This is a genomic window from Marivita sp. (assembly GCF_020055635.1).
GTDB lineage: Bacteria > Pseudomonadota > Alphaproteobacteria > Rhodobacterales > Rhodobacteraceae > Marivita.
Genome location: NZ_JAIPUT010000015.1, coordinates 23000 through 44951 on the forward strand (window position 1 = coordinate 23000; position 21952 = coordinate 44951).

Consider the following 21952-nt stretch of genomic DNA (forward strand, 5'->3'; position numbering starts at 1 on the left):
TGCGCCCGATGTCCGGCCAGATCGTCACCCGTTTCGCCCCTTCGCCCACCGGCTACCTGCATATCGGCGGGGCGCGTACGGCGTTGTTCAACTGGCTTTATGCACGTGGTCGCGGCGGCAAGTTCCTGTTGCGGATCGAAGACACCGACCGCGCGCGGTCTACGCCAGAGGCGACGGCGGCGATTCTCAAGGGGTTGGACTGGCTGGGGCTGAACCATGACGGCGAGGTGGTGAGCCAGGCGGCAGGTGCCGACCGCCATGCAGAGGTGGCACATGAGCTGCTGGCCAAGGGCGCGGCCTACAAGTGTTTTTCGACCCAGGACGAGATCGAGGCCTTCCGCGAGGCGGCGCGGGCCGAAGGGAAATCCACCCTGTTCCAGAGCCCGTGGCGCGATGCCGACCCGGCGACACACCCGGACACGCCTTTCGTCGTCCGTCTTCGCACCCCGCAAGACGGCAGCACGGTGATCCGCGACGAGGTGCAGGGCGATGTGACCATCCGCAACGACCAGCTGGATGACATGGTCCTGTTACGCTCGGACGGCACACCGGTCTACATGCTGGCTGTTGTTGTCGATGACCATGATATGGGGGTGACCCACGTGATCCGGGGGGATGACCACCTGAACAATGCGGCGCGCCAGATGGGGATCTATACCGCGATGGGGTGGGATGTGCCGGTCTGGGCGCATATCCCGCTGATCCACGGGCCGGACGGCAAGAAGCTGTCGAAACGCCACGGCGCGCTGGGGGTCGATGAATACCAGGTGATGGGCTACCCGGCGGCGGGCATGCGCAATTACCTGGCGCGTCTGGGCTGGAGCCACGGCGATGACGAATTCTTTACGGATGATCAGGCAAAAGAGTGGTTCGACCTGAACGGCATCGGCAAATCCCCAGCGCGGTTCGATTTCAAGAAACTGGAGAATCTGAGTGGTCAGCATATTGCCGTGGCCGACGATGCTGCACTGCTGCATGAATTGCAGGCTTACCTTGCGGCAGCCGGAAAGCCGCCTTTGACCGAGGCGCAGGCAGACGGAATGGCTCGTGCGATGTATTGCCTCAAGGACCGGGCGCGCACATTCCCGGAACTGATTGAAAAGGCGCAGTTTGTCCTGGCAAGCCGGCCGATCGAGATGGACGGGAAGGCGGCTGGACAGCTGGATACGGTATCCCGTGGTATACTGGGATCGTTGACGCCGCAGTTGCAAAATGCTAGCTGGTCACGCGACGAGCTTGAAGCCGTCACATCCCGATTTGCAGAAGAGCACGGGACGAAATTCGGCAAGCTGGCGGGCCCGATGCGGGCGGCGCTGGCAGGTCGGGCCGTGACGCCGAGTGTGTTCGATATGATGCTGGTTCTGGGGCGCGATGAAACCGTCGCCCGCCTGACGGAAGCAGCTGCCACAAAGACCGACTGACGCCTGGACGGCGTGGGGTTTGCGAGGCTTGGGATAGCTGGCTCTGGACCTTCGTTCAGGGCAATGAGACGAAGGGACCACGTATGTCTGACACCTCTAAAAACGCGACTTTGACCATTGGCGACGCCTCTTACGAGTTGCCGATCTATACGCCGACTGCCGGGCCGGATGTGATCGACATTCGCAAGCTCTACGGGCAGGCGGGCGTGTTCACCTATGATCCCGGATTCACGTCGACGGCGGCCTGCGACAGCACGATCACCTTCATCGACGGTGACAAGGGCGAATTGCTGCACCGTGGCTATCCGATCGACCAACTGGCCGGGAAATCGCATTACCTCGAAGTGTGTTTCCTGCTGCTTTACGGCTACCTGCCCAAGGCCGACGAGCTCGAGCATTTCGAGAAGACGATCACGCAGCACACGATGATCCACGAGCAGATGCACAACTTCTTCCGTGGGTTCCGTCGTGACGCGCACCCGATGGCGACGATGGTCGGTGTCGTCGGCGCGATGTCGGCGTTCTACCACGATTCGACCGACATCAATAACCCGCGCGAACGCGAGATCGCGTCGCATCGCCTGATCGCCAAGATGCCGACGATCGCGGCGATGGCCTACAAGTATTCGATCGGACAGCCGTTCGTCTATCCGCGCAACGATCTGGATTACGCCGCGAACTTCCTGCACATGTGCTTTGCCGTCCCGGCCGAGGAATATCAGGTCGATCCGATCCTCGCCCGCGCGATGGACCGTATCTTTACCCTGCACGCCGATCACGAACAGAACGCGTCAACCTCGACCGTGCGTCTGGCATCGTCGTCCGGTGCCAACCCGTTTGCCTGCATCGCGGCGGGTATCGCCTGCCTCTGGGGTCCGGCGCATGGGGGTGCGAACCAGGCCTGCCTCGAGATGCTCAAGGAAATCGGGTCGCCCGAGAACATCCCCGACTACATCGCCCGCGCCAAGGACAAGAACGATCCGTTCCGCCTGATGGGGTTCGGCCACCGCGTCTACAAGAATTTCGACCCGCGCGCGACGGTGATGAAGCAGTCCGCGGACGAAGTGCTGGACCTGCTGGGTGTCGAGAACAATCCGATCCTCGCCACCGCGAAAGAACTGGAAAAGGCGGCCCTGGCCGATCCGTATTTCTCCGAGAAAAAGCTGTTCCCGAACGTGGATTTCTATTCGGGCATCATCCTCGAAGCGATGGGTTTCCCGACATCCATGTTCACGCCGGTCTTTGCGCTGAGCCGGACCGTCGGCTGGATTTCCCAGTGGAAAGAACAGCTTGCTGATCCGCAGATGAAAATCGGCCGCCCGCGCCAGCTCTATCAGGGCGAGACGATGCGCGACTACGTCGATATCGAGAATCGCTAGGATTTAAGGAAAGGTCGCCTTCGGGCGGCCTTTTTCACATGGCTCAACTGCGCACGAAACGCCTGGTTCTGAGGAAGGCCCGGATCACCGATCTGGACGATCTTCATGCCGTCTACAGCGACCCGCTGGTCATGCGCTATTGGTCGACACCGCCGCATGCCGATATCGCAACCACGCGTCGCCACCTGGATCGCATGATCGCGGCGTCGGAACCGATTGCCACCTACTTCGTCGTCGAGTGCGGAGGCCACGCCATTGGCTGTGCCGGGGTTCACATGGGGGACGAGATCGGGTTTCTCTTGCGGTCGGACCACTGGCAGCAGGGCTTGATGTCCGAGGCGCTGGGAGCGCTCATTCCGCATTTGTTCGAAGACCTGCATTACCCGCAACTGACCGCAGACGCCGACCCGATGAACGCGGCTTCTGTGGCCACGTTGCGCAGCGCCGGTTTCGTCAAGACCGGCGAGGCGAAGAACACGTATTGTGTCGATGGCGTCTGGACGGACAGCGTGTATTTCACGCTCAAGCCAGAGCGCGGCGCGGCATAGACGGCAGCTCTTAGCGCCCTTCGTACTGCGCCGGGCGCTTTTCGAGGAAGGCCACAACCCCCTCCTTGAAGTCGCGAGTCTGGCCGCATTGTCCCTGCAGCTTGGCTTCCAGCGCGAGCTGGTCTTCCAGATCATTGTCGAAGGACGCGCGGATGGATTGCTTGACGCGAGCATAGGCCGCTGTCGGCCCCTTGGCGAGGTGCAGCGCGCGGGATTTCCAATGCTCGGCAAAATCGGCATCCGGCACCGCTTCCCAGATCATGCCCCAGTCATCGGCCTGTTGCGCTGTGATCTTTTCGGCAAAAAGCGCCGCGCCCATCGCCTTAGCCAGCCCCATTTGGCGCGGCAGGTAATAGGTGCCACCCGCGTCCGGGATGAGACCGATCCGGGTGAACGCCTGTAGGAAGAAAGCAGAATCCGTGGCGATCACCACATCCGCGGCCAGCGCGAGGTTGGCCCCGGCCCCGGCGGCTGCACCGTTGACCGCGCTGATGGTGGGCACCGGGCAGTCATAGATCGCGCGCAGCATCGGCACGTATTCATCGCGCAGGGTGCGTTCCAGATCGAGGTTGGCCGCATTGGCCCGGTCGCCCAGGTCCTGCCCCGAGCAGAAGGACTTGCCCGCCCCTGTCAGGACCACGACGCGCGCCGCCCGGCCGCCTTCGAGAACCGCATCGGTGATTTCGGCCCGCATCTGGGTGTTGAGCGCATTCATCACGTCGGGACGGTTCAAGGTGACCGTTGCGATATCGTCCGTGATGTCGAAGGTGATGGTCTCGTAATTCATGCGCCGGGCACTCCTGAAAGATGTTGACCGCATCAAACACACAAGCGCCCGGTTTGGCAAAGGTCAACGCCGCGTCACGGCTTCGGCCATTCACGTGTCTTTCAGAATTTCCTTAAGCCGCGCCTCTTCATCGGCCGAGAGCCCTGCTTCCGTCGGCGCGACGGCGTTTGACCGGCTGCGGATATAGCCCGCCCCGACCCCGAGCGCGATCAGGAACAACCCCGGCCCCGAAAGCCAGAGGATCATGTTCCAGCCATCGGTGCGCGGCTTGAGCAGGACAAATTCGCCATACCGTGCGACAAGGTAGTCCAGCACTTCCTCGTTGCTGTCGCCCTCGACCAGGCGCTCACGCACCACGAGGCGCAGTTCGCGCGCCAGGTCGGCATTCGATTCGTCGATGCTTTCGTTCTGACAGACGACGCAGCGCAGGCCCTTGGACAGGTCCCGTGCGCGCTGTTCCAGCGCCGGGTCGTCCAGCACCTCGTCGGGTTGAACAGCAAGGGCTGGCATGGCCATCGGAACGGACATGGCCAGGCACAGGATCAGCGCAAGCTGCCTTGCGTGGGCATGCAGGATCCGCAGAAACGTCGTCATTCCGCCGGTACCCCCTGCGGTGCCGCCGCCTGACGACGTGCCCCGGCCGCCACGCGGTAGCGCCGATCCGACAGGGACAGAAGCCCGCCAAGCGCCATCAGGATCGAGCCGGCCCAGATCCAGTTCGCCAGCGGCTTGATGTAGGTGCGCATGACCCAGCCGCCATTGTCCTGTTCATCGCCGATCACCACGTAGATGTCGCGCAGGAAGCGGTAGTCGATCGCCGCCTCGGTCGTCGGCATCTGCGCCACGGGATAGTTGCGCTTTTCCGGGTTGAGGACCGCGATCTGTTCGCCATCCTGACGCACCACCACGTCTCCCATGGTCGAGAAGTAGTTCGGCCCCCGCACCTCGTTGACGTCCTGGAGCTCAAGCTCGAAGGCGCCCACCTGGAACGGTTCGCCGATCTGCGCCACGCGGATGTCTTCCTCTTGCCAGGCCATCAGTCCGGCAATGCCCACCATGGTCACGCCAAAGCCGATATGGGCGGTCGCCTTGCCCCAGTCGGAGCGCGGCAGGCGCAGCAGGCGCGACAGGTCGCGGTTCTTGCCGGTGCGGTTGATCAGGTCGAGCACGGCGCCCGAGATCACCCAGGATGCCAGGAACACACCGACAGGCCCCAAAAGACTGGTGCCGGTCTGCATCGTCCAGAAAAGGCCCAGCAGCAGAACGCTCAGGATGAACCCCGGCAGCAGCTGTTTCAGCGATCGCTGAAGCTTGGCCCGTTTCCAGCTGAGCATCGAGCCCAGTGGCAAGAGAAGCCCGAGCACCACCATGAACGGCGTGAAGGCCATGTTGAAGAACGGCGCGCCGACGCTCAGCTTGGTGTCGAAGAACATCTCGGCCACGACGGGCCACATGGTTCCAACGAAGACCACGAAACAGCTGACGGCAAGGATCACGTTGTTGGCGACCAACGCGCTTTCGCGGCTGGCGACGCCGAAGACGCCCTTGGCCTCCATCGTGCTGGCCCGCGCGGCAAACAGCGTGAGCGCGCCGCCCGTGAAGAACACCATGATCATCAGGATGAACACGCCGCGTTCCGGGTCATTGGCGAAGGCATGCACCGACGTCAGAAGCCCCGACCGCACGATGAACGTGCCGATCAGCGAGAACCCGAAAGCCAGGATCGCCAGCAGGATGGTCCAGCTTTTGAGCGCCTCGCGCTTTTCGACCACGATGGCCGAGTGCAGCAAGGCAGCTGCCAGCAACCACGGCATGAAGGACGCGTTCTCGACCGGATCCCAGAACCAGAAACCACCCCAACCCAGTTCGTAATAGGCCCACCACGATCCAAGGGCGATGCCGATGGTCAGGAAAACCCACGCAGCCAGGGTCCACGGGCGCACCCACCGGCCCCAAGCCGCATCGACCCGACCCTCGATCAGGGCGGCGACGGCAAAGCTGAAGCAGATGCTGAGGCCGACATAGCCCAGATACAGGAACGGCGGGTGAAAGGCCAAGCCGGGATCCTGCAACAGCGGGTTGAGATCCTGACCGTCAAAGGGCGGCACAGCAAGGCGCATGAAAGGGTTCGACGTGAACAGGATGAAGGCAAAGAATGCCACGGCCACGGCGGACTGCACCGCAAGAACCCGCGCACGCAGCGTAGGCGGCAATCCCTTGCCGAACCACGCCGCCATGGCGCCGAACAGTGTCAGGATCAGCACCCAGAGCAGCATCGATCCCTCGTGATTTCCCCAGACACCGCTGATCTTGTAGATCATCGGCTTGGCGGAATGGCTGTTGAGCCAGACGAGGCGCAGCGAAAAGTCAGAGGTCACGAAGGCGTAGGTCAACGCGACGAAGGCAAAACCCGTCAGCAGGAACTGCACGGTCGCCGCCGGTTCGGCCACCGCCATCCACCCCGGCCAGCGTTTATGCGCGCCCACCATCGGGACAACGGATTGCACGATCGCGACGAGAAACGCGAGGATGAGGGCGAAATGACCGAGTTCTGTAACCATACCCGTCATTATAGGGGCAGCGACGCCCACGGCCAACGGGTTTCGGCCTCGGGCGCGGTTCACATTGTCGCAAGCAGCGGGCTCAGCCCCCGCGCCGGAGCCTCTGCCATTCTTCCAGCGCGGCATTGCCATCGGCCTGCACCGGCCCTGTCGGTTCCGGTTCGGCAGGCATGATGTCGGCGCGGCGCGGCATGTCCGGCGCAGCCACGGCCACGCGATTGGCCAGATCGCGCCGAAATTCCTGTCCCTTTGCCTGGTGTCGCGCGCCGAAATAGAAACTCACGATGGCCCCAAGCAGCCACCAGAGCGGCTCGGGCACCAGCGCGAGTCCCTCCATGCGCTCCGAGAACCAGACCGGATCGACCATCGCCGCGACGAAAAGCGCCAGCGTCCCCAGCGCCATCGCCGGACGCGGAACACGGTTGAGCGCATCCATCAGCCGGTCGAACCAGCCCCGCTGCGGCGCATGAAATTCCGCAGCGAACTGGCTCAGTGACGCGCCGTACCGATCGTGCTCGCGGCGGGCCTGCGCTTCGGCGTTGGGGCGGAACACTTCTGCGGTGTCCCGCAAGACATTGCGCCCCGAACCGAAGACCAACGAGAACACCTGTTCGATCAATCCCATGCCGCGACCCTTTGCTGAAATGCCTCTGCCGACAGATGATACCGGGCCGCGATGAAGGTCTCGGCGCGGCTGATCCAGCCGCCTTTGCCACCTTTGCGGCTGCGCGCGTATTTGCGGCTGGCCGGACGACGGTCGGCCAGCGCGAAATAATAGTTCCGCCGCTCGATCCCGTAGGCATCCACGATATGATCCGGCGCAACGCCCGAGGCGCGGGCGGTCGCCGCGATCGTCCTTGGACCGACGACCCCGTCCACGGCCACGTCGAAGCCCATCTTGCCCAACAGGCGTTGCAGGATCTTCACCGCGTTGCCCCCCGCGTTGACATACATGTCAAAAACCGTCGGTTGCAGCGCCTCGGGCAAATCCGCGATTCGCGGTCGTGTGAAATAATGGTCGATGAAGATCTCGACCGCCTGCGCCTCGGTCAGCTGGCGAACGTCTGCGGTGGTCACCTGACCGTCCCCGGTCAGGTCCAGCCCCAGGCGCCGCATCGTGTGAATCGTGACACCATGCTTGGTCGCGCCGCCCGGATCGTCCGGGTCGTTCACATAGCCGCCCTCGCGTGCCACGATCTCGAGCGCGATCGCGCGCACGTCCTGTCCTTGCCGCGCCATGCGCACGCTCCCCGATTGCTCCGTGCCGCAAAGACTGCAAAGCTGTGGTTAACGAAGTGACAAGAGCGCGGCCGGTGCAGGAGGAACGACATGTTACCCGCTGATCTGGAAGATAAAAAAGCGGATGAAATCATACGACTCCTGGCGCTGGAGCCGCATCCCGAGGGCGGCCATTACCGCCAGACCTGGATCGCCGACGAACCCGGCCGGCCCTCGGGCACCTGCATCTATTTCCTGCTCGGCGACGGCGAAACCAGCCACTGGCACAAGGTCGACGCCACCGAGATCTGGCATCACTATGCCGGGGCACCGCTGATGCTGTCGATTGCAGCCGGTTCGGCAGGTCCAGCCACGGATCACCTTCTGGGGCCAGACCTGTTCGGCGACCAACGCCCGCAGATCATTGTCCCGCCGGGCCACTGGCAAGCCGCCCGCAGCACTGGCGGCTGGACCCTGGTCGGGTGCACGGTCAGCCCGGCCTTCCGCTTCGAGGGCTTCACCCTCGCGCCGCCGGGGTTTGACATTCCACGCGCCAGTTGACAAAGCCCGGACATGATCGCCCTGCCCTACCACACCCCGCTGTCGCCGGATCAGCAACGCGCCTTCGGGCTGCCAGACACCTGGACGCTGGCGCTGGCCGACCGGGTGCGCTTCGCCGAACTGGACCCGCTGAACCACGTCAACAACGTGGCCTACCTGACCTGGTGCGAAGGCGCTCGGGTGGCGTATTTCAAGCATGTCGGGCTGTCGACCTACGCGGAGGGCACAGCCGAGCCCCGCATCGTCATCCGACGCGGCGAGATGGACTGGCTGCAGGAGATGGTCGCCGACGAGGACTACGTGGTTGCCACACGCACCATCGGGTACCGCAACACGAGCTTCACGCTGCTGCAGGAAATCTGGTCCGGCGGGACCAAGCGCGCGCGCTTTGAGTGCGTGATCGTTCTTCTTTTCCCCGATGGCAGTGGGCGCATGCCGATCCCGGACCATGTTCTTGAGCATTTCCACCGGGTTGACGGGGTGGAAAGGCGCGTCGACGCGCCTTGATCAAGCGCGTTCGAACGCGCTTGGACACGCGGTTTGCAAACCGCGTCAGACCCTTTCGCACTCAGGAATGGCGTTTCACATAACCCAACAGTGCCTGCGTGCTGCCGTCCTTGCCATCGGCCGGCGCATCGCCACTGACCACCGGCCCCAACGACGTCGCCAGTTCCTTGCCAAGCTCCACCCCCCACTGATCGAAGGAGTTGATCCCGAGGATCACCCCTTCGACGAACACCCGGTGTTCATAAAGAGCGATGATCTGGCCCAGCATCTCGGGCGTGAGTTTCGGCATCATCAGCGTGGTCGACGGCCGGTTTCCCGGAAACACCCGGTGCCGAGCCTGCCGCTCCAGTTCGTCCCCGCTCAGCCCCTTGGATTCCATGATCGCCCGTGCCTCGTCCAGAGACCGACCCCGCATCAGCGCTTCGGACTGGGCCAGGCAATTGGCGATGAGCAGGTCGTGATGGTGGCGCAGGTCCGGCTCGTGGCATTCGGCGGCCACCATGAACTCGCAGGGAACAACCCGCGTGCCCTGGTGGATCAACTGGTAGAAGGCGTGTTGGCCGTTGGTGCCGGGTTCCCCCCAGACGACCGGCCCGGAATGGACCGGCAGGGGCGCGCCATCCATCGCCACTGATTTGCCGTTCGATTCCATCTCGAGCTGCTGGAGATACGCCGGTAACCGCGACAGCCGGTTGTCATAGGGCAACACCGCGCGCGTTGCATGGCCCAAGCCCTGATTGTGCCAGATACCCACCAGCGCCAGAAGCACCGGCATGTTCTCGGGCAGCGCGGCCGCCCGGAAATGGCGGTCCATCGCCTGCCCGCCGCGCAGGAACGCCCGGAACCCAACCGGTCCGATGGCGATCATCAGCGACAGGCCGATCGGCCCCCACATCGAATAACGCCCGCCGACCCAATCGGCAAAGCCCAGCACACGCTCGGAGGGGATGCCCCATTCCGCCGCAGCCTCGGCGTTCGATGACAGCGCGATGAAGCGTCCGTCGGTGCTCACGCCATGGTCCTGCAACCAGGCCCGCGCGGTGCGGGCGTTGGTCATGGTCTCGATCGTGGTAAAGGTCTTCGAGGCGACGATGAACAGCGTCTTTTCCGGATCGCAGCCGCGCAACGTGTCGGTGATGTCGGCGGCATCGACATTGGAGACGAAATGACACCGCGGCCCGTCGCGATAGGGCGACAAGGCCAGATAGGCCATCGCCGGGCCAAGATCCGATCCGCCGATGCCGATATTGACCACGTCGGTGAAGCCCGACGCACGGACTTCGTCCGCAACCGTTTCCATCCGGGCCAGCGTGTCCAGCACATCCGGCATGACGTCCATGCCGTCGACCAGCACCGCGTCGCCATCGAGGTTCCGCAACGCCGTATGCAGCACCGCGCGGCCCTCGGTGTCGTTGATCTTCGCGCCCGCGAACATCGCGTCGCGCCGCGCTTCGACATCCGCCGCTGCGGCAAGGTCGATCAGCACGTCGCGGGTGGCGGCGTCGATCTGCGTCTTCGAATAGTCGAACAGCAGGTCGAGCGCGCTGACGCTGAAGCTCTCCGCGCGGCTCTCGTCCTCGGCGAACAGCCCGAGAATGGACCTGTCCCGCCCCGACTCCGCCGCCTGCTTCACTGCGTCCCACATATCTCTCACTCCGCCCAATGCACCGTGGCCTCGTCGATCACGGCATTGATCGGAGCCTCTTCCGGAAGTTTCCCACGCGCGCTCTCCAGCACCTCGCGCTTTTCCGTGCCGTAGATCAACACGTGTTTGCGTATGGCATCGTTGAGCACCCGCGCGCTGAGCGTGATGCGCGGCTCGGGGGCTCCCGGCGCGCGCATCGGCACGAGGATCGGCCCGCTCGGGTCCAGTGCCCTTGCCAGCTGGTCGGCTCCCGGAAAGATCGAGGCGCAATGCATGTCCGTGCCCATCCCAAGAAGCACGACGGCCAGCGGCAGCTTGTCGACGATCTGCGCTTCAAGTTCGGCCAGGACGTCTTCGGGTTCGTGCGCAGCCACGTAGAGCGGCAAGAGCCGCGCAGCCGCCGCGCGCTCGACCAGCAGCCGTTCCCGGATCAGGCGGGTGTTGGAGCGCTCATCATCTTCGGGCACCCAGCGTTCATCGGTCAGCATGACGTCGACACGGCTCCAGTCGAGATCGGCGGCGCAGAGATCGTCAAAGACCGGCCCCGGCGACGTGCCGCCCGGCACGGCCAGAACAACGCGGTCCTCGTGCTTGAGAAGCATCCGCAGATCGCCCGCCAGCTGGTTCGCAAGATCCATCGCGAGCATCTCGCGGTCCGGATAGGTTTGAAAGTCATAACTCATGGTTTCACCTCCCGCCATTTGCGCCCGTCCCGATGCATCAGCATCAGCGCGTCCTCGGGCCCCGAGCTTCCGGGGTCGTATTCCTTGGGCACGTCGTTGCGCGCCTGCCAGCCCTCGATCAGCGGATCGGTCCAGGCCCAGGCCGCCTCGACCTCGTCGCCGCGCATGAACAGGGTCTGGTTGCCGCGGATCACGTCCATGATCAGCCGCTCGTAGGCGTCAGGCGCCTCTTCGGCATCCGGTCCAAGCGCCTCGGCGAAACTCATGTCCAGGGGCACATCGAGCAAGCGCATGCCCCCCGGCCCCGGTTCCTTGATCGTCACGTCAAGCGTCATGCCCTCGTTCGGTTGCAAGCGGATCGCCAGCACGTTGCGATGCCGCCCGGCATCGGCACCGAAGATCGAATGTGGCGCATCCTTGAACACCACGGCAATTTCCGACGCCCGCGCCTTGAGCCGCTTTCCGGTCCGCAGGTAGAAGGGCGTCCCCGCCCAGCGCCAGTTCGAGATGTGGCACTTCATGGCGATAAAGCTCTCGGTGCGCGATTTCGGGTCTTCCACGTCCTGCCGGTAGCTCGGACCGTTCCTGTCCGCACCATATTGGCCGCGCACGATATGGTGCCAATCCACCGGCTCGAGCGCGCGGATCACCTTGAGCTTTTCATCCCGCACCGCATCGGGTTCGAACTTGGCCGGCGGCTCCATCGCGATCAGGCACAGCAGTTGCATCAGGTGGTTCTGAACCATGTCCCGCATCGCGCCGGACTTGTCGTAATACCCGCCGCGCCCCCCCACGCCCACGGTTTCGGCCACGGTGATCTGGATGTGGTCGACATATTGCGCGTTCCACAGAGGCTCGAACAGCATGTTGCCAAAGCGCACCGCCATCAGGTTCTGCACCGTCTCCTTGCCCAGATAATGGTCGATCCGGTAAATCTGGGTTTCGTCGAAATGCTTGGCCAGCGTCGCGTTCAGCGCCCGCGCGGTTTCCAGATCATGGCCGAACGGCTTTTCCACCACGATCCGGCTTTCGGGCGTTGCCATGCCGAAGGTGTGCAGGCGTTCCGCCAGATCGCCAAACAGCGCGGGTCCGACCGAAAAGTAGAACGCCCGCACCCTGTCGTCGCGCATCTTGCCGTTCAGCTCGACCCAGCCGTCCTCACCCCTGGCGTCGGTGGTGACATAGGACACGGCGTCCAGGAAGGCGTTCAGCGTGCCGCTTTCGCAGTCGCGGCCACCGCCGAATTCGTTGATCGCCTCGGCCACCATGTCGCGGTATTCGCCGTCTTCCATCTCGGACCGGGCCGCGCCGATGATCTGTGATCCTGCGGGCATCTGGCCGGCGCAGAACCGTCGGAACAGGCCTGGCAGGATCTTGCGTCGGGCAAGATCGCCGGTCCCTCCGAAGATGACAAGGTCAAACGGATCGACGGGAATAACGCGAGACACCATGGTGCGGTCCTTCCGATTCTGCTTCGTTGGTCGCTTTGTTAGCGCTAACGACACAGATGTAAACGAATTTCGCAACGACTGGCCGCAGTCTAGCAGCCACAAACAGCACTGCAATCCGGTTGCCGCGGAAAACCGCAAGGCCCCGCCCGCACCGGATCAACGCGCTTGATCCCGGGCCTGCCCCATGTCACGACGCGGCCATTCAAGGAGTTTTCGATGGCACCCCGCAAAATCATCATCGACACGGACCCCGGCCAGGACGACGCCGTCGCGATCCTCCTCGCCCTCGCGTCCCCTGACGAGATCGACCTTCTGGGCATCACCGCCGTTGCCGGCAACGTGCCTCTCGCGCTGACGGAAAAGAACGCGCGGATCGTGTGCGAACTGGCGGGCAAGCCCGAGACCAGGGTGTTTGCGGGCCATGACGCGCCGATCATGCGCAAGCTGGTCACCGCCGAGCACGTCCATGGCAAGACCGGGCTCGATGGGCCCACCCTGCCCGCTCCCACCATGCCCCTGCAGGACCAGCACGGCGTCGATTTCATCATCGAGACGCTGCGCGCCGAACCGAAGGGCACGGTCACGCTCTGTCCGCTGGGGCCGCTGACGAATATCGCGGTGGCGCTGCAACGCGCGCCCGATATCGCCGAGCGTATCGAAGAGATCGTGCTGATGGGCGGGGCCTATTTCGAAGTCGGCAACATCACGCCCGCGGCCGAATTCAACATCTATGTCGATCCCGAAGCCGCCAAGGTGGTCTTCGACTGCGGCGCGCCGATCACGGTGATGCCGCTCGACGTGACCCACAAGGCGCTGGTCACACCCGCGCGCAACGACGCATTCCGCAATCTTGGCACACCGGTCGGCGTGGCCGTGGCCGAGATGACGGATTTCTTCGAACGGTTCGACAAGGAAAAATACGGCAGCGCAGGCGCGCCCCTGCATGACCCCTGCGTGACCGCCTACCTGATCCAGCCCGGGCTTTTCACCGGGCGGCACATCAATGTCGAGATCGAGACCCAGTCCGAACTGACCCTCGGCATGACGGTGGCCGACTGGTGGGGCGTCACGGATCGTCCGGCCAACGCGACCTTCATGGGCGACATCGACGCGGAGGGCTTCTTCACCCTGCTCACCGATCGGCTGGCCCGGCTATGAGATCGCTGCATCTGGCCACGCCCGAGGACCTTCCCAGGCTCTTGCCGTTGGTGGCCGCGTTCCATGAGCACCAGAAATTCGGAACGACGCCCGAACACCAGCACGACGCGATCCTGCCGCTCTTGCAGGGCAGCCCGCATGGCGCGATCTGGCTGATCGGTCCGCGCCGTGCCCCGGTCGGCTATGTCGTGGTGTCCTTCGGCTGGTCGGTCGAATACGGCGGCATGGATGCCATCGTGGACGAATTGTTCGTCCGCAGCGCCGTGCGCAATCGCGGCATGGGATCGGATGCGCTCAACGGGCTGGCAAAGGCGCTCAAGGAGGGCGGCATCCGCGCACTGCATATCGAGGCCGATCAGACCGACGAGACCCTCAAGCGCTTTTACCAGCGCAGCAAGTTCTTCACCCGCGAGGGCTATGCCTACATGTCCCGCGAGCTGTGACGGTCAGCCGATCGACGACACCACGATGATCATCAGGATCGAGTAAAGCATGATCCCCCCGCCGATGAGCCAGACCGGGTAATTGCGCCCGACGCTGGCCTTGGCCAGCTCCTTCGCCTGGAAGATCAGGTCCGGCCACGTGTAGCTGACGAAATCGCCCTGGGTGAAGATCACCATGATGCGGCCCTCGTCATCGACAACCGGCAAGCGGCGAAAACGATCATTCGACATGATGCGCAGCCAGTCGACCACGTCATCCGTGGCGCGCGCCATCCTTGGATCCTTGGTCATGATATCGGCCAATGTGGTGCTTTTGGCGTCCTTGCCCGCATTCACCAGCTTCTTCATCACGTCGCGCTCCGTGGCGATGCCGATGACCTTCTCGTCCTTGTCGACGATCACCACGGAGCCGAAGTTCTTTTCGCTCATCTCGGCCACGGCCTCTGCCACCGTCGCCGTCGGAGAAAAGCACAGCGGTTTGGGCTTGGACGCGAACTCCGGGCGATCCTTCAACGTCATGCCATATGTATTCGATGCTGCCATTCCGGAAACCTCCTTTTTGCCACCTCCCTTTGAGGCTAGCGCCGATCTGACAAAGGCAAGCCACTGGTGATGCAGGACCACCGTCCCTATATCGGGGACATGACCTTGCAGATTCCCTTCGACAACAGCTACGCCACCCTGCCCGACGGCTTTTTCGCCCGGGTAACCCCCGAGCCCGTGAAAGCACCGTCCTTGATTGCGATCAACGCTCCGCTTGCGCACGACCTGGGCATCGACGGGCTGGATGATCCCAACCTCGCGGACGTGTTCGCCGGCAATGCCCTGCCCGAAGGCGCATCGCCGCTGGCACAGCTTTATGCCGGCCACCAGTTCGGCCAGTACAACCCGCAGCTCGGCGACGGGCGCGCGGTGCTCTTGGGCGAGACCGTGGGCACCGATGGCATCCGCCGCGACATTCAGCTCAAGGGATCGGGTCGCACGCCCTATTCCCGCATGGGCGACGGGCGCGCCTGGCTGGGGCCTGTGCTGCGCGAATACGTGGTGAGCGAAGCGATGCACGCGCTTGGCGTGCCGACCACCCGCGCGCTGGCCGCCGTACGGACCGGCGAGCGGGTCGTACGGGAACAGCCCCTGCCCGGCGCCGTGCTGACCCGGGTGGCGCAAAGCCACCTGCGCGTCGGCACGTTCCAGGTCTTTGCCGCACGGGGCGACACCAAGGCGCTGCAAACGCTCTTCGACTATGCGGTCGCCCGGCATTATCCCGACGCAACCGATCCCGCGACCTTCCTGAACGCCGTCATGCAGCGTCAGGCGGCGCTGGTGGCGCACTGGCTCAGCCTCGGCTTCATCCACGGCGTGATGAACACCGACAATTGCAGCATCTCGGGCGAAACCATCGATTACGGCCCCTGCGCCTTCATGGACAGCTACCATCCCGAAACCGTCTACTCGTCGATCGACCGCTTCGGGCGCTACAGCTATGCCGCGCAGGCCGACATCATCGTGTGGAACATGGCGCAACTGGCCACCGCGCTCCTGTCGCTGATGCCCGACCCCGAAGCGGCGGTCGAGCCGTTCACCGCGCAAATCCACACCATGCCGGAAATGATCCGCCGCGCATGGCTGACGCGGTTCGCCGCCAAGATCGGCATTGCGGACCCGACGCCCGAAGATGCGCGGCTGATCACCGACCTGCTGACGCTGATGGAGATCTCCGAGGCCGATTTCACCAACACGTTTCGCGGCCTGATCGAGGGCACCGCGCGTGACCAGTTCAGCGACCCCACCGGGTTCGACCAATGGACCGAGGCGTGGAAGACGCGGATCGCACGCGAGGAAAGCCCGCAGGAATTGATGCGCGCCGCCAACCCGGTGCTGATCCCGCGCAACCACCGGATCGAGGACATGATCGCCTCCGCCGTTGCCGGCGATGACGCCCCGTTCCACCGGCTGAACAGCGCCTATGCCGCGCCCTATGCCGATCATCCGGACCATGCCGACCTGCGCCAGCCACCGAAACCCGACGAGGTGGTTCAGGCCACGTTCTGCGGTACCTGAGCCTTCGGCTTGCGCCGCAGGTTGATCAGCACGATACCGACGGCGACAAGACACATCGCGCCGACAAGGCCGGGGCCCACGGGTTCGTCCAGCAGCAGCCACCCCATCGCCACCGACAGCACCGGCGACAGGAAACTGAACGCGGCGATGTTCGAGGCCGGATAGATCGTCATCAGCCGCAGCCAGAACAGGAAGCCGAGGCTCGCCACGCAGATCGCCTGGAACCCCAGCCCGGCGAAATGCACGGCGGTCGGCACCCGGATCAGCTCGCCGAACAGCGGCGCCACGGCCAGAAGACCCACCGCCGACACCGACAACTGCCAGAACAGCTGACCTTCGGGGTTCAGCTCGGACACCTTTGTCAGCCGCACGGTCAGGGCGATCCCGGCCCAGGAAAACGCCGCAAGCAGCGCCAGAGCGTCGCCCAGCACGCTCCCGGCCTGGCGCGACTGCGGGTCGAACAGCGCCCAGATCACCCCCGCCATCGCCAGCACCAGGCCCAGCACCCGCCGCCAGGACAGGGTCTCGCCGGGCAGAACGAAATGCGCGATCACCGCCAGCCAGACCGGCATCGAGTAGAACAGGATCGAGGCGCGCGACACCGTGGTCAGGTCAAGCGACGTGAAGAGGAAGATGAACTCGATGGTGAAAAACCCGCCCAGAAGCATCCCCGGCCAGAATGTCCGCCGCAGCCCGTCCAACCTGCGCTTGCGCAGCCAGAGCCACACTCCCAGCACGCCCAGGGCCAGCACGGACCGCATTCCGGCGGCGAAGACCGGGGCAAACCCGTCATTCGTGACCTTGATGACCACCTGGTTGAACGCCAGCATCGTGGCGAACAGCACCAGCCCCGTCGCCCCGGCCAGATCGATTGCATCCTTGCGCTCCATGGCCGTCAGGGACACTCCGCAGCAGTCGGGGTCAAGCGGAAATCGCCGCGTGCCTCCCCGCGCCGAGTTACCGGACGCAAAGGTTTTTCCACATCCGCCGGACGAATCGGGCATCCTGACTGCGATCACGGCAATCAGGACGACGGAGTAACGATATGAGTCTCATGGGAACACTGGCCAAGGTGGCCATCGGGTATGCAACAGCGCGCGGCGTGGATCACCTGTCGGGCGGCAAGGGCCTTGGCGGTCTGATGGGTGGGGCCCAGGTCGAAGGGGACAACCCGCTCGCCAAGATGCAGGCCCAGATGAGCGGCATGATGGGCGGCTCCGGCGACGGCAATCCGCTTGCCGGGATCATGGAAAAGCTGCAATCGGGCGGGCTCGACCTGTCGTCGATGATGGGCGGCGGTTCCAGCCAGACCGGCGACCGGACCGGTGGCGACAGCGGCGGCCTTCTGTCCTCGCTGGGTGGTGGCAGCGGTGCCGGTCTGGCGGGCATCCTGGCGGCCGCCGGCGGCATGGCGGCGATGGGCGGCAAGAACATGGGGGGCATGCTCGACCAGTTCTCCAAGTCCGGCGCGGCCGGGCCCGAAGCGGAACAGACCGCCGCGCTCATGCTGCGTGCGATGATCCAGGCCGCGAAAAGCGACGGCGGCATCGACGAGGCCGAACGCGCCAAGATCCTCGACACCGTGGGCGAGGATGCGGATGCCGAGGATATCGCCTTCGTGCAGGACCAGCTTGCCGCGCCGGTCGATGTCGACGCCTTGGCCGGCGACACGCCGGCACCGCTGCGCAGCCAGGTCTATTCCGCCTCGCTCATGACGATCCGGCTCGATACCCAGCCCGAGGCGCAATATCTCGACGCGCTGGCGCGCGCGATGGATCTTGACCAGCCCACGGTGAACGCGCTGCATATGCAGATGGGGGTGCAGCCGCTTTACAGCTGATCCCGACGTACCTTCATGAAGGGTCTTCTTCTGGCGTGTACCGGTGTCCTGATCCTGACACCGGACGCACTTCTCATCCGCATGTCCGGGCTGGACGCCGCCCCCCTTGTCGCGTGGCGGGGACTGGCGATGGGAACGCTGTTTCTCGTCGCCGCCACGCTGACCGGCCAGATGCGCCTGCTGCCGCGCCTTGTCTCGGGGGCAGGTGTCGGGCTGGTGCTGGCGCAATGGGCCAATGCCGCGCTTTTTGCACCCGCCATCGCGATGGCGCCGGTGGCGCTGGTGCTGATCGCCGTCGCCACCGTCCCGATCTGGGCGGCGTTGCTGTCCTGGCTGCTTTACCGGCATCCGACCCGCCCGGCGACATGGATCACCATCGTCGCGGTGATCGCGGGTGTGCTTCTGGCGATGTCCGGCAAGACCGATCTGGCCTTCAGCGCCACTGCCCTGTTCGGCGTGGCCTTCGGCCTGGGCGTGGCGCTCAGCCTGGCGCTCAGCTTCACGCTGCTGCGGCACAACCCGGACTTGCCCCTGCTCACCGCCGTGGGCACCGGGTCGCTGCTGGCCGGGCTGAGCGGCTTTGCCCTGACCACCCCGACCGAGATGGGGTCCGGCACGACATGGGCCATCGCGACGGCAAGCTTTGTCGTGTTGCCGCTGTCCTTCTACCTGATGTCCGAAGCCTCGCGCCTCACCGCCTCGGTGAATGTCAGCCTCGTGTTGCTGCTGGAGACCGTGCTCGGCCCGCTCTGGGTCTGGATCGTGCTGCGCGAACTGCCGACCCCGAACATGTTCCTCGGAGGGGTCATCGTGATCACGGCGCTGGCCCTCTATCTCTGGCATCTGCGGCGCAGGGCGTAATTTTTGACCCCGGCTTATGGCAAAGACGCGTGCAGTTGGCTAAACCCGGCGCAGCATGCAAAGAGGCCCGGCGATGTCCGACACCATCATTTCGCGCTGTGAAGCCCAGGGGCTGCGGCTGACCGACCAACGGCGCACCATCGCGCAGGTGCTGGAAGACTCGCGGGACCACCCGCATGTCGAAGAGCTTTATGCACGCGCCTCGGGCATCGACCCGAACATCTCGATCGCCACGGTGTACCGGACGGTCAAACTGTTCGAAGAGGCGGGGATCCTCGAAAAGGTCGATTTCGGCGATGGCCGCGCCCGTTACGAAGATGCCGAGCGCGATCACCACGACCACCTGATCGACCTGCAAACCGGCAAGGTGATCGAATTCGTCGACCCCGAGATCGAGGCCTTGCAGGAAAAGATCGCCGCCAAGCTGGGCTACAGGCTCAAGGGTCACAAGCTCGAGCTTTACGGCGTGCCGATCAAGAAGTGACGCTGCCGCGGCGCGCGGTGCCGACGGGTCTGGCCTCTGGCCGCAAAGAGGCGTAGCCCAGCCGAATGCAAACCGTGCGCGCCATCCTTCTGATGATCCTCGCGATGGCGCTTCTGGCGCTCAGCGACCTGTTCATCAAGCTGTCCTCGCAGGTCCTGACGCCGGGCCACGTGATGTTCTTTCTCAGCCTGGGCGGTACGCTGGTCTTCATCCTGATCGCCCGGATGCAAGGCGCGACGCTTCTCAGCCGCGATGCGCTGCACCCGTGGGTTCTGGCGCGCAGCGGTCTTGAAATCATAGGCGGCATCGGCCTTGTCATGTCCATCGGGCGGATTCCGCTGTCGCTCTTTGCCGCGATCATGCAGATGGCGCCGCTGGTTGTGACATTGGGTGCCGCGGTCTTTCTCAAGGAACCAGTCGGGCCGCGGCGCTGGATCGCGATCCTGGCCGGGATCGTCGGCATGCTGCTGGTGATCCGGCCCGGTGCCGCGGGCTTCGAACCCGCCGCGCTCTTTGCCGTGATGGGGGTGTGCGGGCTTGGGCTGCGCGACCTGATCACCCGCCTTTCGCCGCCGCATATCCCCTCGATCTCGTTGGCAACATGGGGATTTTCCGCCACCATCCCGATGGGGCTCATCCTGATGCTCGTGATGCAGCAACCGGTCACCGTGACGACCACGACAATCTGGCACATGGGGGTGGCCATCGTCGTGACCGCCGCCGGCTATTATGCCGTGACCCAGGCCATGCGCATGGCCCCGGCGGCCATCGTCTCCCCGTTCCGCTATACGCGACTGATTTTCTCGATGAGCGTCGGAATCCTGATCTTTGGAGAACGCCCGGACGGGCTGACGCTGCTGGGCGCGGGGATCATTCTCTCGGCGGGGCTCTATGCGCTTTACCGGGAACGCAAACTGGCGCTGGCGCGCGATCCGGTGGTGGCGCAAACAGTGCGTTAGCGCTAGCAGGCCCAGTTTACTTTGCGTCCGTCCCTGATATACCGCCGCTGACATGCAGCTGCATCAGGATCAAGCGCTATGAGCACCATCATCGACATCCACGCCCGTGAAATCCTCGACAGCCGGGGCAACCCGACCGTCGAAGTCGACGTCACCCTCGAAGACGGCACCATCGGTCGCGCCGCCGTGCCCTCGGGCGCGTCCACCGGCGCCTACGAGGCGGTCGAAAAGCGCGATGGCGACAAGAGCCGCTACATGGGGAAAGGTGTGCTGGAAGCCGTGGCCGCCGTGAATGGCGAAATCGCGGACGAGATCGTCGGTCTCGACGCCACCGAACAGGTCGGCATCGACATGACGATGATCGAGCTCGATGGCACCGACAACAAGGGCCGCCTTGGGGCAAACGCCATTCTGGGCGTCAGCCTCGCGGTCGCCAAGGCCGCAGCCGATTTCACCGTGCAGCCGCTGTTTCGATATGTCGGCGGCACCTCGGCGCGTCTGCTGCCGGTGCCGATGATGAACATCATCAATGGCGGCGAACATGCCGACAACCCGATCGACATCCAGGAATTCATGATCATGCCGGTGGCTGCGGACAACATCCGCGACGCAGTGCGCATGGGCTCCGAAGTGTTCCACACGCTGAAGAAAGAGCTGTCGGCGGCGGGCATGTCCACCGGGCTTGGCGACGAGGGTGGTTTTGCCCCCGAACTGGGTTCGACCCGCGAGGCGTTGGATTTCATCCTGAAGTCGATCGAAAAGGCGGGCTATACCCCCGGCGACGACATCATGCTCGCGCTCGATTGCGCCGCGACCGAGTATTACAAGGACGGCAAGTACGTCTATGCGGGCGAAGGCAAGACGCTGACCTCGGACGAAAACGTCGCCTATTTGCAGGCGCTGGTGAACGACTACCCGATCCTGTCCATCGAAGACGGCATGTCCGAGGACGACTGGGACGGCTGGGCGTCGCTGACCCAGGCTCTCGGCGACAAGGTCCAGTTGGTCGGCGACGATCTTTTCGTGACCAATCCGACCCGCCTTGCCGACGGGATCGCGCGCGGCTGCGCCAATTCCATGCTGGTCAAGGTCAACCAGATCGGCACGCTGACCGAAACGCTCAAGGCGGTCGATATGGCGCATCGCGCGCGTTACACCAACGTGATGAGCCACCGCTCGGGCGAGACCGAGGACGCGACGATTGCCGACCTGGCCGTGGCGACGAATTGCGGGCAGATCAAGACCGGGTCGCTGGCGCGGTCGGACCGGCTGGCCAAGTACAACCAGCTGATCCGCATCGAGGAAATGCTGGCCGAAACCGCCGAATACGCGGGCCGGTCGATCCTGCGCGGATAGGGTTTCGAATTTTCCTTCGGAAAATCCGA

23 protein-coding genes are annotated in these 21952 nt (G+C 64.2%); 13 read left to right on the forward strand and 10 right to left on the reverse strand.

What is annotated here, in order from left to right:
- Positions 1–8: 8 nt before the first annotated feature.
- The 3 genes from gltX (at position 9) to LCF60_RS09495 (ending at position 3348) form a co-directional block, all read left to right on the forward strand.
- Complete coding sequence (gene gltX, locus LCF60_RS09485) at positions 9–1421, forward strand: glutamate--tRNA ligase (RefSeq protein WP_292291455.1); 1413 nt, start codon at positions 9–11, stop codon at positions 1419–1421.
- 83 nt (positions 1422–1504) lie between these two features.
- The gene (gene gltA / locus LCF60_RS09490) at positions 1505–2800 is read left to right on the forward strand and encodes a citrate synthase (protein ID WP_292291376.1); all 1296 of its coding nucleotides are present in this window, start codon (positions 1505–1507) and stop codon (positions 2798–2800) included.
- Between the two features lie 38 nt (positions 2801–2838).
- A complete protein-coding gene (locus tag LCF60_RS09495; RefSeq protein WP_292291377.1) occupies positions 2839–3348 on the forward strand; it encodes a GNAT family N-acetyltransferase in 510 nt (169 codons plus the stop codon).
- A gap of 10 nt (positions 3349–3358) precedes the next feature.
- Here the strand turns inward: LCF60_RS09495 and LCF60_RS09500 are convergent, their stop codons facing one another.
- From LCF60_RS09500 to LCF60_RS09520, 5 genes are all read right to left on the reverse strand, one after another.
- Complete coding sequence (locus LCF60_RS09500; RefSeq protein WP_292291378.1) at positions 3359–4135, reverse strand: enoyl-CoA hydratase-related protein; 777 nt, start codon at positions 4133–4135, stop codon at positions 3359–3361.
- Between the two features lie 90 nt (positions 4136–4225).
- Positions 4226–4729, reverse strand: coding sequence for a cytochrome c-type biogenesis protein (locus LCF60_RS09505; protein WP_292291379.1), 504 nt, complete (start codon positions 4727–4729; stop codon positions 4226–4228).
- Positions 4726–6696, reverse strand: a complete 1971-nt coding sequence (locus LCF60_RS09510) for a heme lyase CcmF/NrfE family subunit (RefSeq protein ID WP_292291380.1) — start codon at positions 6694–6696, stop codon at positions 4726–4728. Before LCF60_RS09510 ends, LCF60_RS09505 begins: the two co-directional genes overlap by 4 nt.
- Before the next feature lie 82 nt (positions 6697–6778).
- Positions 6779–7321: a holin family protein gene (locus tag LCF60_RS09515; RefSeq protein WP_292291381.1), complete on the reverse strand. Its 543-nt coding sequence runs from the start codon at positions 7319–7321 to the stop codon at positions 6779–6781.
- Positions 7312–7935 carry a holin-associated N-acetylmuramidase gene (locus LCF60_RS09520; RefSeq protein WP_292291383.1) on the reverse strand — a complete coding sequence of 208 codons (624 nt, stop codon included), beginning with the start codon at positions 7933–7935 and terminating at the stop codon, positions 7312–7314. The genes LCF60_RS09515 and LCF60_RS09520 overlap by 10 nt, the downstream gene beginning before the upstream one ends.
- Positions 7936–8025: 90 nt before the next feature.
- Here LCF60_RS09520 and LCF60_RS09525 point away from each other — a divergent pair, with 90 nt between their 5' ends.
- Together LCF60_RS09525 and LCF60_RS09530 are read left to right on the forward strand one after the other, a co-directional pair.
- Positions 8026–8475 carry a cupin domain-containing protein gene (locus LCF60_RS09525; RefSeq protein WP_292291384.1) on the forward strand — a complete coding sequence of 150 codons (450 nt, stop codon included), beginning with the start codon at positions 8026–8028 and terminating at the stop codon, positions 8473–8475.
- A gap of 12 nt (positions 8476–8487) precedes the next feature.
- Positions 8488–8982, forward strand: a complete 495-nt coding sequence (locus LCF60_RS09530) for a thioesterase family protein (protein WP_292291386.1) — start codon at positions 8488–8490, stop codon at positions 8980–8982.
- Positions 8983–9043: 61 nt separating this feature from the next.
- On the opposite strand, the gene pgi is transcribed toward LCF60_RS09530, so the two are convergent.
- Genes pgi through zwf form a run of 3 tightly spaced genes read right to left on the reverse strand, consistent with a single transcriptional unit; the run spans position 9044 to position 12761 of the window.
- Positions 9044–10627: a glucose-6-phosphate isomerase gene (gene pgi, locus LCF60_RS09535; RefSeq protein ID WP_292291388.1), complete on the reverse strand. Its 1584-nt coding sequence runs from the start codon at positions 10625–10627 to the stop codon at positions 9044–9046.
- A gap of 5 nt (positions 10628–10632) precedes the next feature.
- On the reverse strand, positions 10633–11310 hold the full coding sequence (gene pgl / locus LCF60_RS09540; protein WP_292291389.1) for a 6-phosphogluconolactonase: 678 nt from the start codon (positions 11308–11310) through the stop codon (positions 10633–10635).
- Positions 11307–12761, reverse strand: coding sequence for a glucose-6-phosphate dehydrogenase (gene zwf / locus LCF60_RS09545; RefSeq protein ID WP_292291391.1), 1455 nt, complete (start codon positions 12759–12761; stop codon positions 11307–11309). Before zwf ends, pgl begins: the two co-directional genes overlap by 4 nt.
- A 216-nt stretch (positions 12762–12977) precedes the next feature.
- Between zwf and LCF60_RS09550 the strand changes: the two genes are divergently transcribed.
- Both LCF60_RS09550 and LCF60_RS09555 read left to right on the forward strand, forming a co-directional pair.
- Positions 12978–13919: a nucleoside hydrolase gene (locus tag LCF60_RS09550; RefSeq protein ID WP_292291393.1), complete on the forward strand. Its 942-nt coding sequence runs from the start codon at positions 12978–12980 to the stop codon at positions 13917–13919.
- Entirely contained in the window at positions 13916–14362 is a 447-nt protein-coding gene (locus tag LCF60_RS09555; RefSeq protein WP_292291394.1) for a GNAT family N-acetyltransferase, read from the forward strand. Before LCF60_RS09550 ends, LCF60_RS09555 begins: the two co-directional genes overlap by 4 nt.
- Positions 14363–14365: 3 nt before the next feature.
- Here LCF60_RS09555 and LCF60_RS09560 read toward each other — a convergent pair whose 3' ends face one another.
- Complete coding sequence (locus LCF60_RS09560; RefSeq protein WP_292291395.1) at positions 14366–14905, reverse strand: CBS domain-containing protein; 540 nt, start codon at positions 14903–14905, stop codon at positions 14366–14368.
- 99 nt (positions 14906–15004) lie between these two features.
- Between LCF60_RS09560 and LCF60_RS09565 the strand changes: the two genes are divergently transcribed.
- Positions 15005–16423, forward strand: a complete 1419-nt coding sequence (locus tag LCF60_RS09565; protein ID WP_292291456.1) for a protein adenylyltransferase SelO — start codon at positions 15005–15007, stop codon at positions 16421–16423.
- Here the strand turns inward: LCF60_RS09565 and LCF60_RS09570 are convergent.
- Entirely contained in the window at positions 16399–17328 is a 930-nt protein-coding gene (locus LCF60_RS09570; RefSeq protein ID WP_363318403.1) for a DMT family transporter, read from the reverse strand. The genes LCF60_RS09565 and LCF60_RS09570 overlap by 25 nt on opposite strands.
- Before the next feature lie 140 nt (positions 17329–17468).
- Here LCF60_RS09570 and LCF60_RS09575 point away from each other — a divergent pair, with 140 nt between their 5' ends.
- The 5 genes from LCF60_RS09575 to eno all read left to right on the forward strand — a co-directional run bounded on the left by LCF60_RS09575 (position 17469) and on the right by eno (position 21923).
- Positions 17469–18263, forward strand: coding sequence for a DUF533 domain-containing protein (locus LCF60_RS09575; protein WP_292291396.1), 795 nt, complete (start codon positions 17469–17471; stop codon positions 18261–18263).
- A 15-nt stretch (positions 18264–18278) separates the two neighbouring features.
- Entirely contained in the window at positions 18279–19124 is an 846-nt protein-coding gene (locus tag LCF60_RS09580; protein ID WP_292291397.1) for a DMT family transporter, read from the forward strand.
- Positions 19125–19197: 73 nt separating this feature from the next.
- Positions 19198–19608 carry a Fur family transcriptional regulator gene (locus tag LCF60_RS09585; RefSeq protein ID WP_292291398.1) on the forward strand — a complete coding sequence of 137 codons (411 nt, stop codon included), beginning with the start codon at positions 19198–19200 and terminating at the stop codon, positions 19606–19608.
- 65 nt (positions 19609–19673) lie between these two features.
- A complete protein-coding gene (locus LCF60_RS09590; RefSeq protein WP_292291399.1) occupies positions 19674–20567 on the forward strand; it encodes a DMT family transporter in 894 nt (297 codons plus the stop codon).
- Positions 20568–20645: 78 nt separating this feature from the next.
- Positions 20646–21923 (forward strand): phosphopyruvate hydratase, encoded by a 1278-nt coding sequence (gene eno / locus LCF60_RS09595; protein ID WP_292291401.1) that lies wholly within the window; start codon positions 20646–20648, stop codon positions 21921–21923.
- Positions 21924–21952: the final 29 nt, after the last annotated feature.

Bases quoted from the DNA above. Each gene is read 5' to 3' on its own strand.
- LCF60_RS09585 (WP_292291398.1), top strand. From the start codon at position 19,198: ATGTCCGACACCATCATTTCGCGCTGTGAAGCCCAGGGGCTGCGGCTG.
- LCF60_RS09565 (WP_292291456.1), top strand. From the start codon at position 15,005: ATGACCTTGCAGATTCCCTTCGACAACAGCTACGCCACCCTGCCCGAC.
- pgl (WP_292291389.1), bottom strand. From the start codon at position 11,310: ATGAGTTATGACTTTCAAACCTATCCGGACCGCGAGATGCTCGCGATG.
- LCF60_RS09525 (WP_292291384.1), top strand. From the start codon at position 8,026: ATGTTACCCGCTGATCTGGAAGATAAAAAAGCGGATGAAATCATACGA.
- gltX (WP_292291455.1), top strand. From the start codon at position 9: ATGTCCGGCCAGATCGTCACCCGTTTCGCCCCTTCGCCCACCGGCTAC.
- eno (WP_292291401.1), top strand. From the start codon at position 20,646: ATGAGCACCATCATCGACATCCACGCCCGTGAAATCCTCGACAGCCGG.
- LCF60_RS09510 (WP_292291380.1), bottom strand. From the start codon at position 6,696: ATGGTTACAGAACTCGGTCATTTCGCCCTCATCCTCGCGTTTCTCGTC.
- LCF60_RS09500 (WP_292291378.1), bottom strand. From the start codon at position 4,135: ATGAATTACGAGACCATCACCTTCGACATCACGGACGATATCGCAACG.
- LCF60_RS09575 (WP_292291396.1), top strand. From the start codon at position 17,469: ATGAGTCTCATGGGAACACTGGCCAAGGTGGCCATCGGGTATGCAACA.
- LCF60_RS09555 (WP_292291394.1), top strand. From the start codon at position 13,916: ATGAGATCGCTGCATCTGGCCACGCCCGAGGACCTTCCCAGGCTCTTG.
- LCF60_RS09520 (WP_292291383.1), bottom strand. From the start codon at position 7,935: ATGGCGCGGCAAGGACAGGACGTGCGCGCGATCGCGCTCGAGATCGTG.
- LCF60_RS09590 (WP_292291399.1), top strand. From the start codon at position 19,674: ATGCAAACCGTGCGCGCCATCCTTCTGATGATCCTCGCGATGGCGCTT.
- LCF60_RS09495 (WP_292291377.1), top strand. From the start codon at position 2,839: ATGGCTCAACTGCGCACGAAACGCCTGGTTCTGAGGAAGGCCCGGATC.
- gltA (WP_292291376.1), top strand. From the start codon at position 1,505: ATGTCTGACACCTCTAAAAACGCGACTTTGACCATTGGCGACGCCTCT.
- pgi (WP_292291388.1), bottom strand. From the start codon at position 10,627: ATGTGGGACGCAGTGAAGCAGGCGGCGGAGTCGGGGCGGGACAGGTCC.
- LCF60_RS09530 (WP_292291386.1), top strand. From the start codon at position 8,488: ATGATCGCCCTGCCCTACCACACCCCGCTGTCGCCGGATCAGCAACGC.
- zwf (WP_292291391.1), bottom strand. From the start codon at position 12,761: ATGGTGTCTCGCGTTATTCCCGTCGATCCGTTTGACCTTGTCATCTTC.
- LCF60_RS09580 (WP_292291397.1), top strand. From the start codon at position 18,279: ATGAAGGGTCTTCTTCTGGCGTGTACCGGTGTCCTGATCCTGACACCG.
- LCF60_RS09560 (WP_292291395.1), bottom strand. From the start codon at position 14,905: ATGGCAGCATCGAATACATATGGCATGACGTTGAAGGATCGCCCGGAG.
- LCF60_RS09515 (WP_292291381.1), bottom strand. From the start codon at position 7,321: ATGGGATTGATCGAACAGGTGTTCTCGTTGGTCTTCGGTTCGGGGCGC.
- LCF60_RS09550 (WP_292291393.1), top strand. From the start codon at position 12,978: ATGGCACCCCGCAAAATCATCATCGACACGGACCCCGGCCAGGACGAC.
- LCF60_RS09505 (WP_292291379.1), bottom strand. From the start codon at position 4,729: ATGACGACGTTTCTGCGGATCCTGCATGCCCACGCAAGGCAGCTTGCG.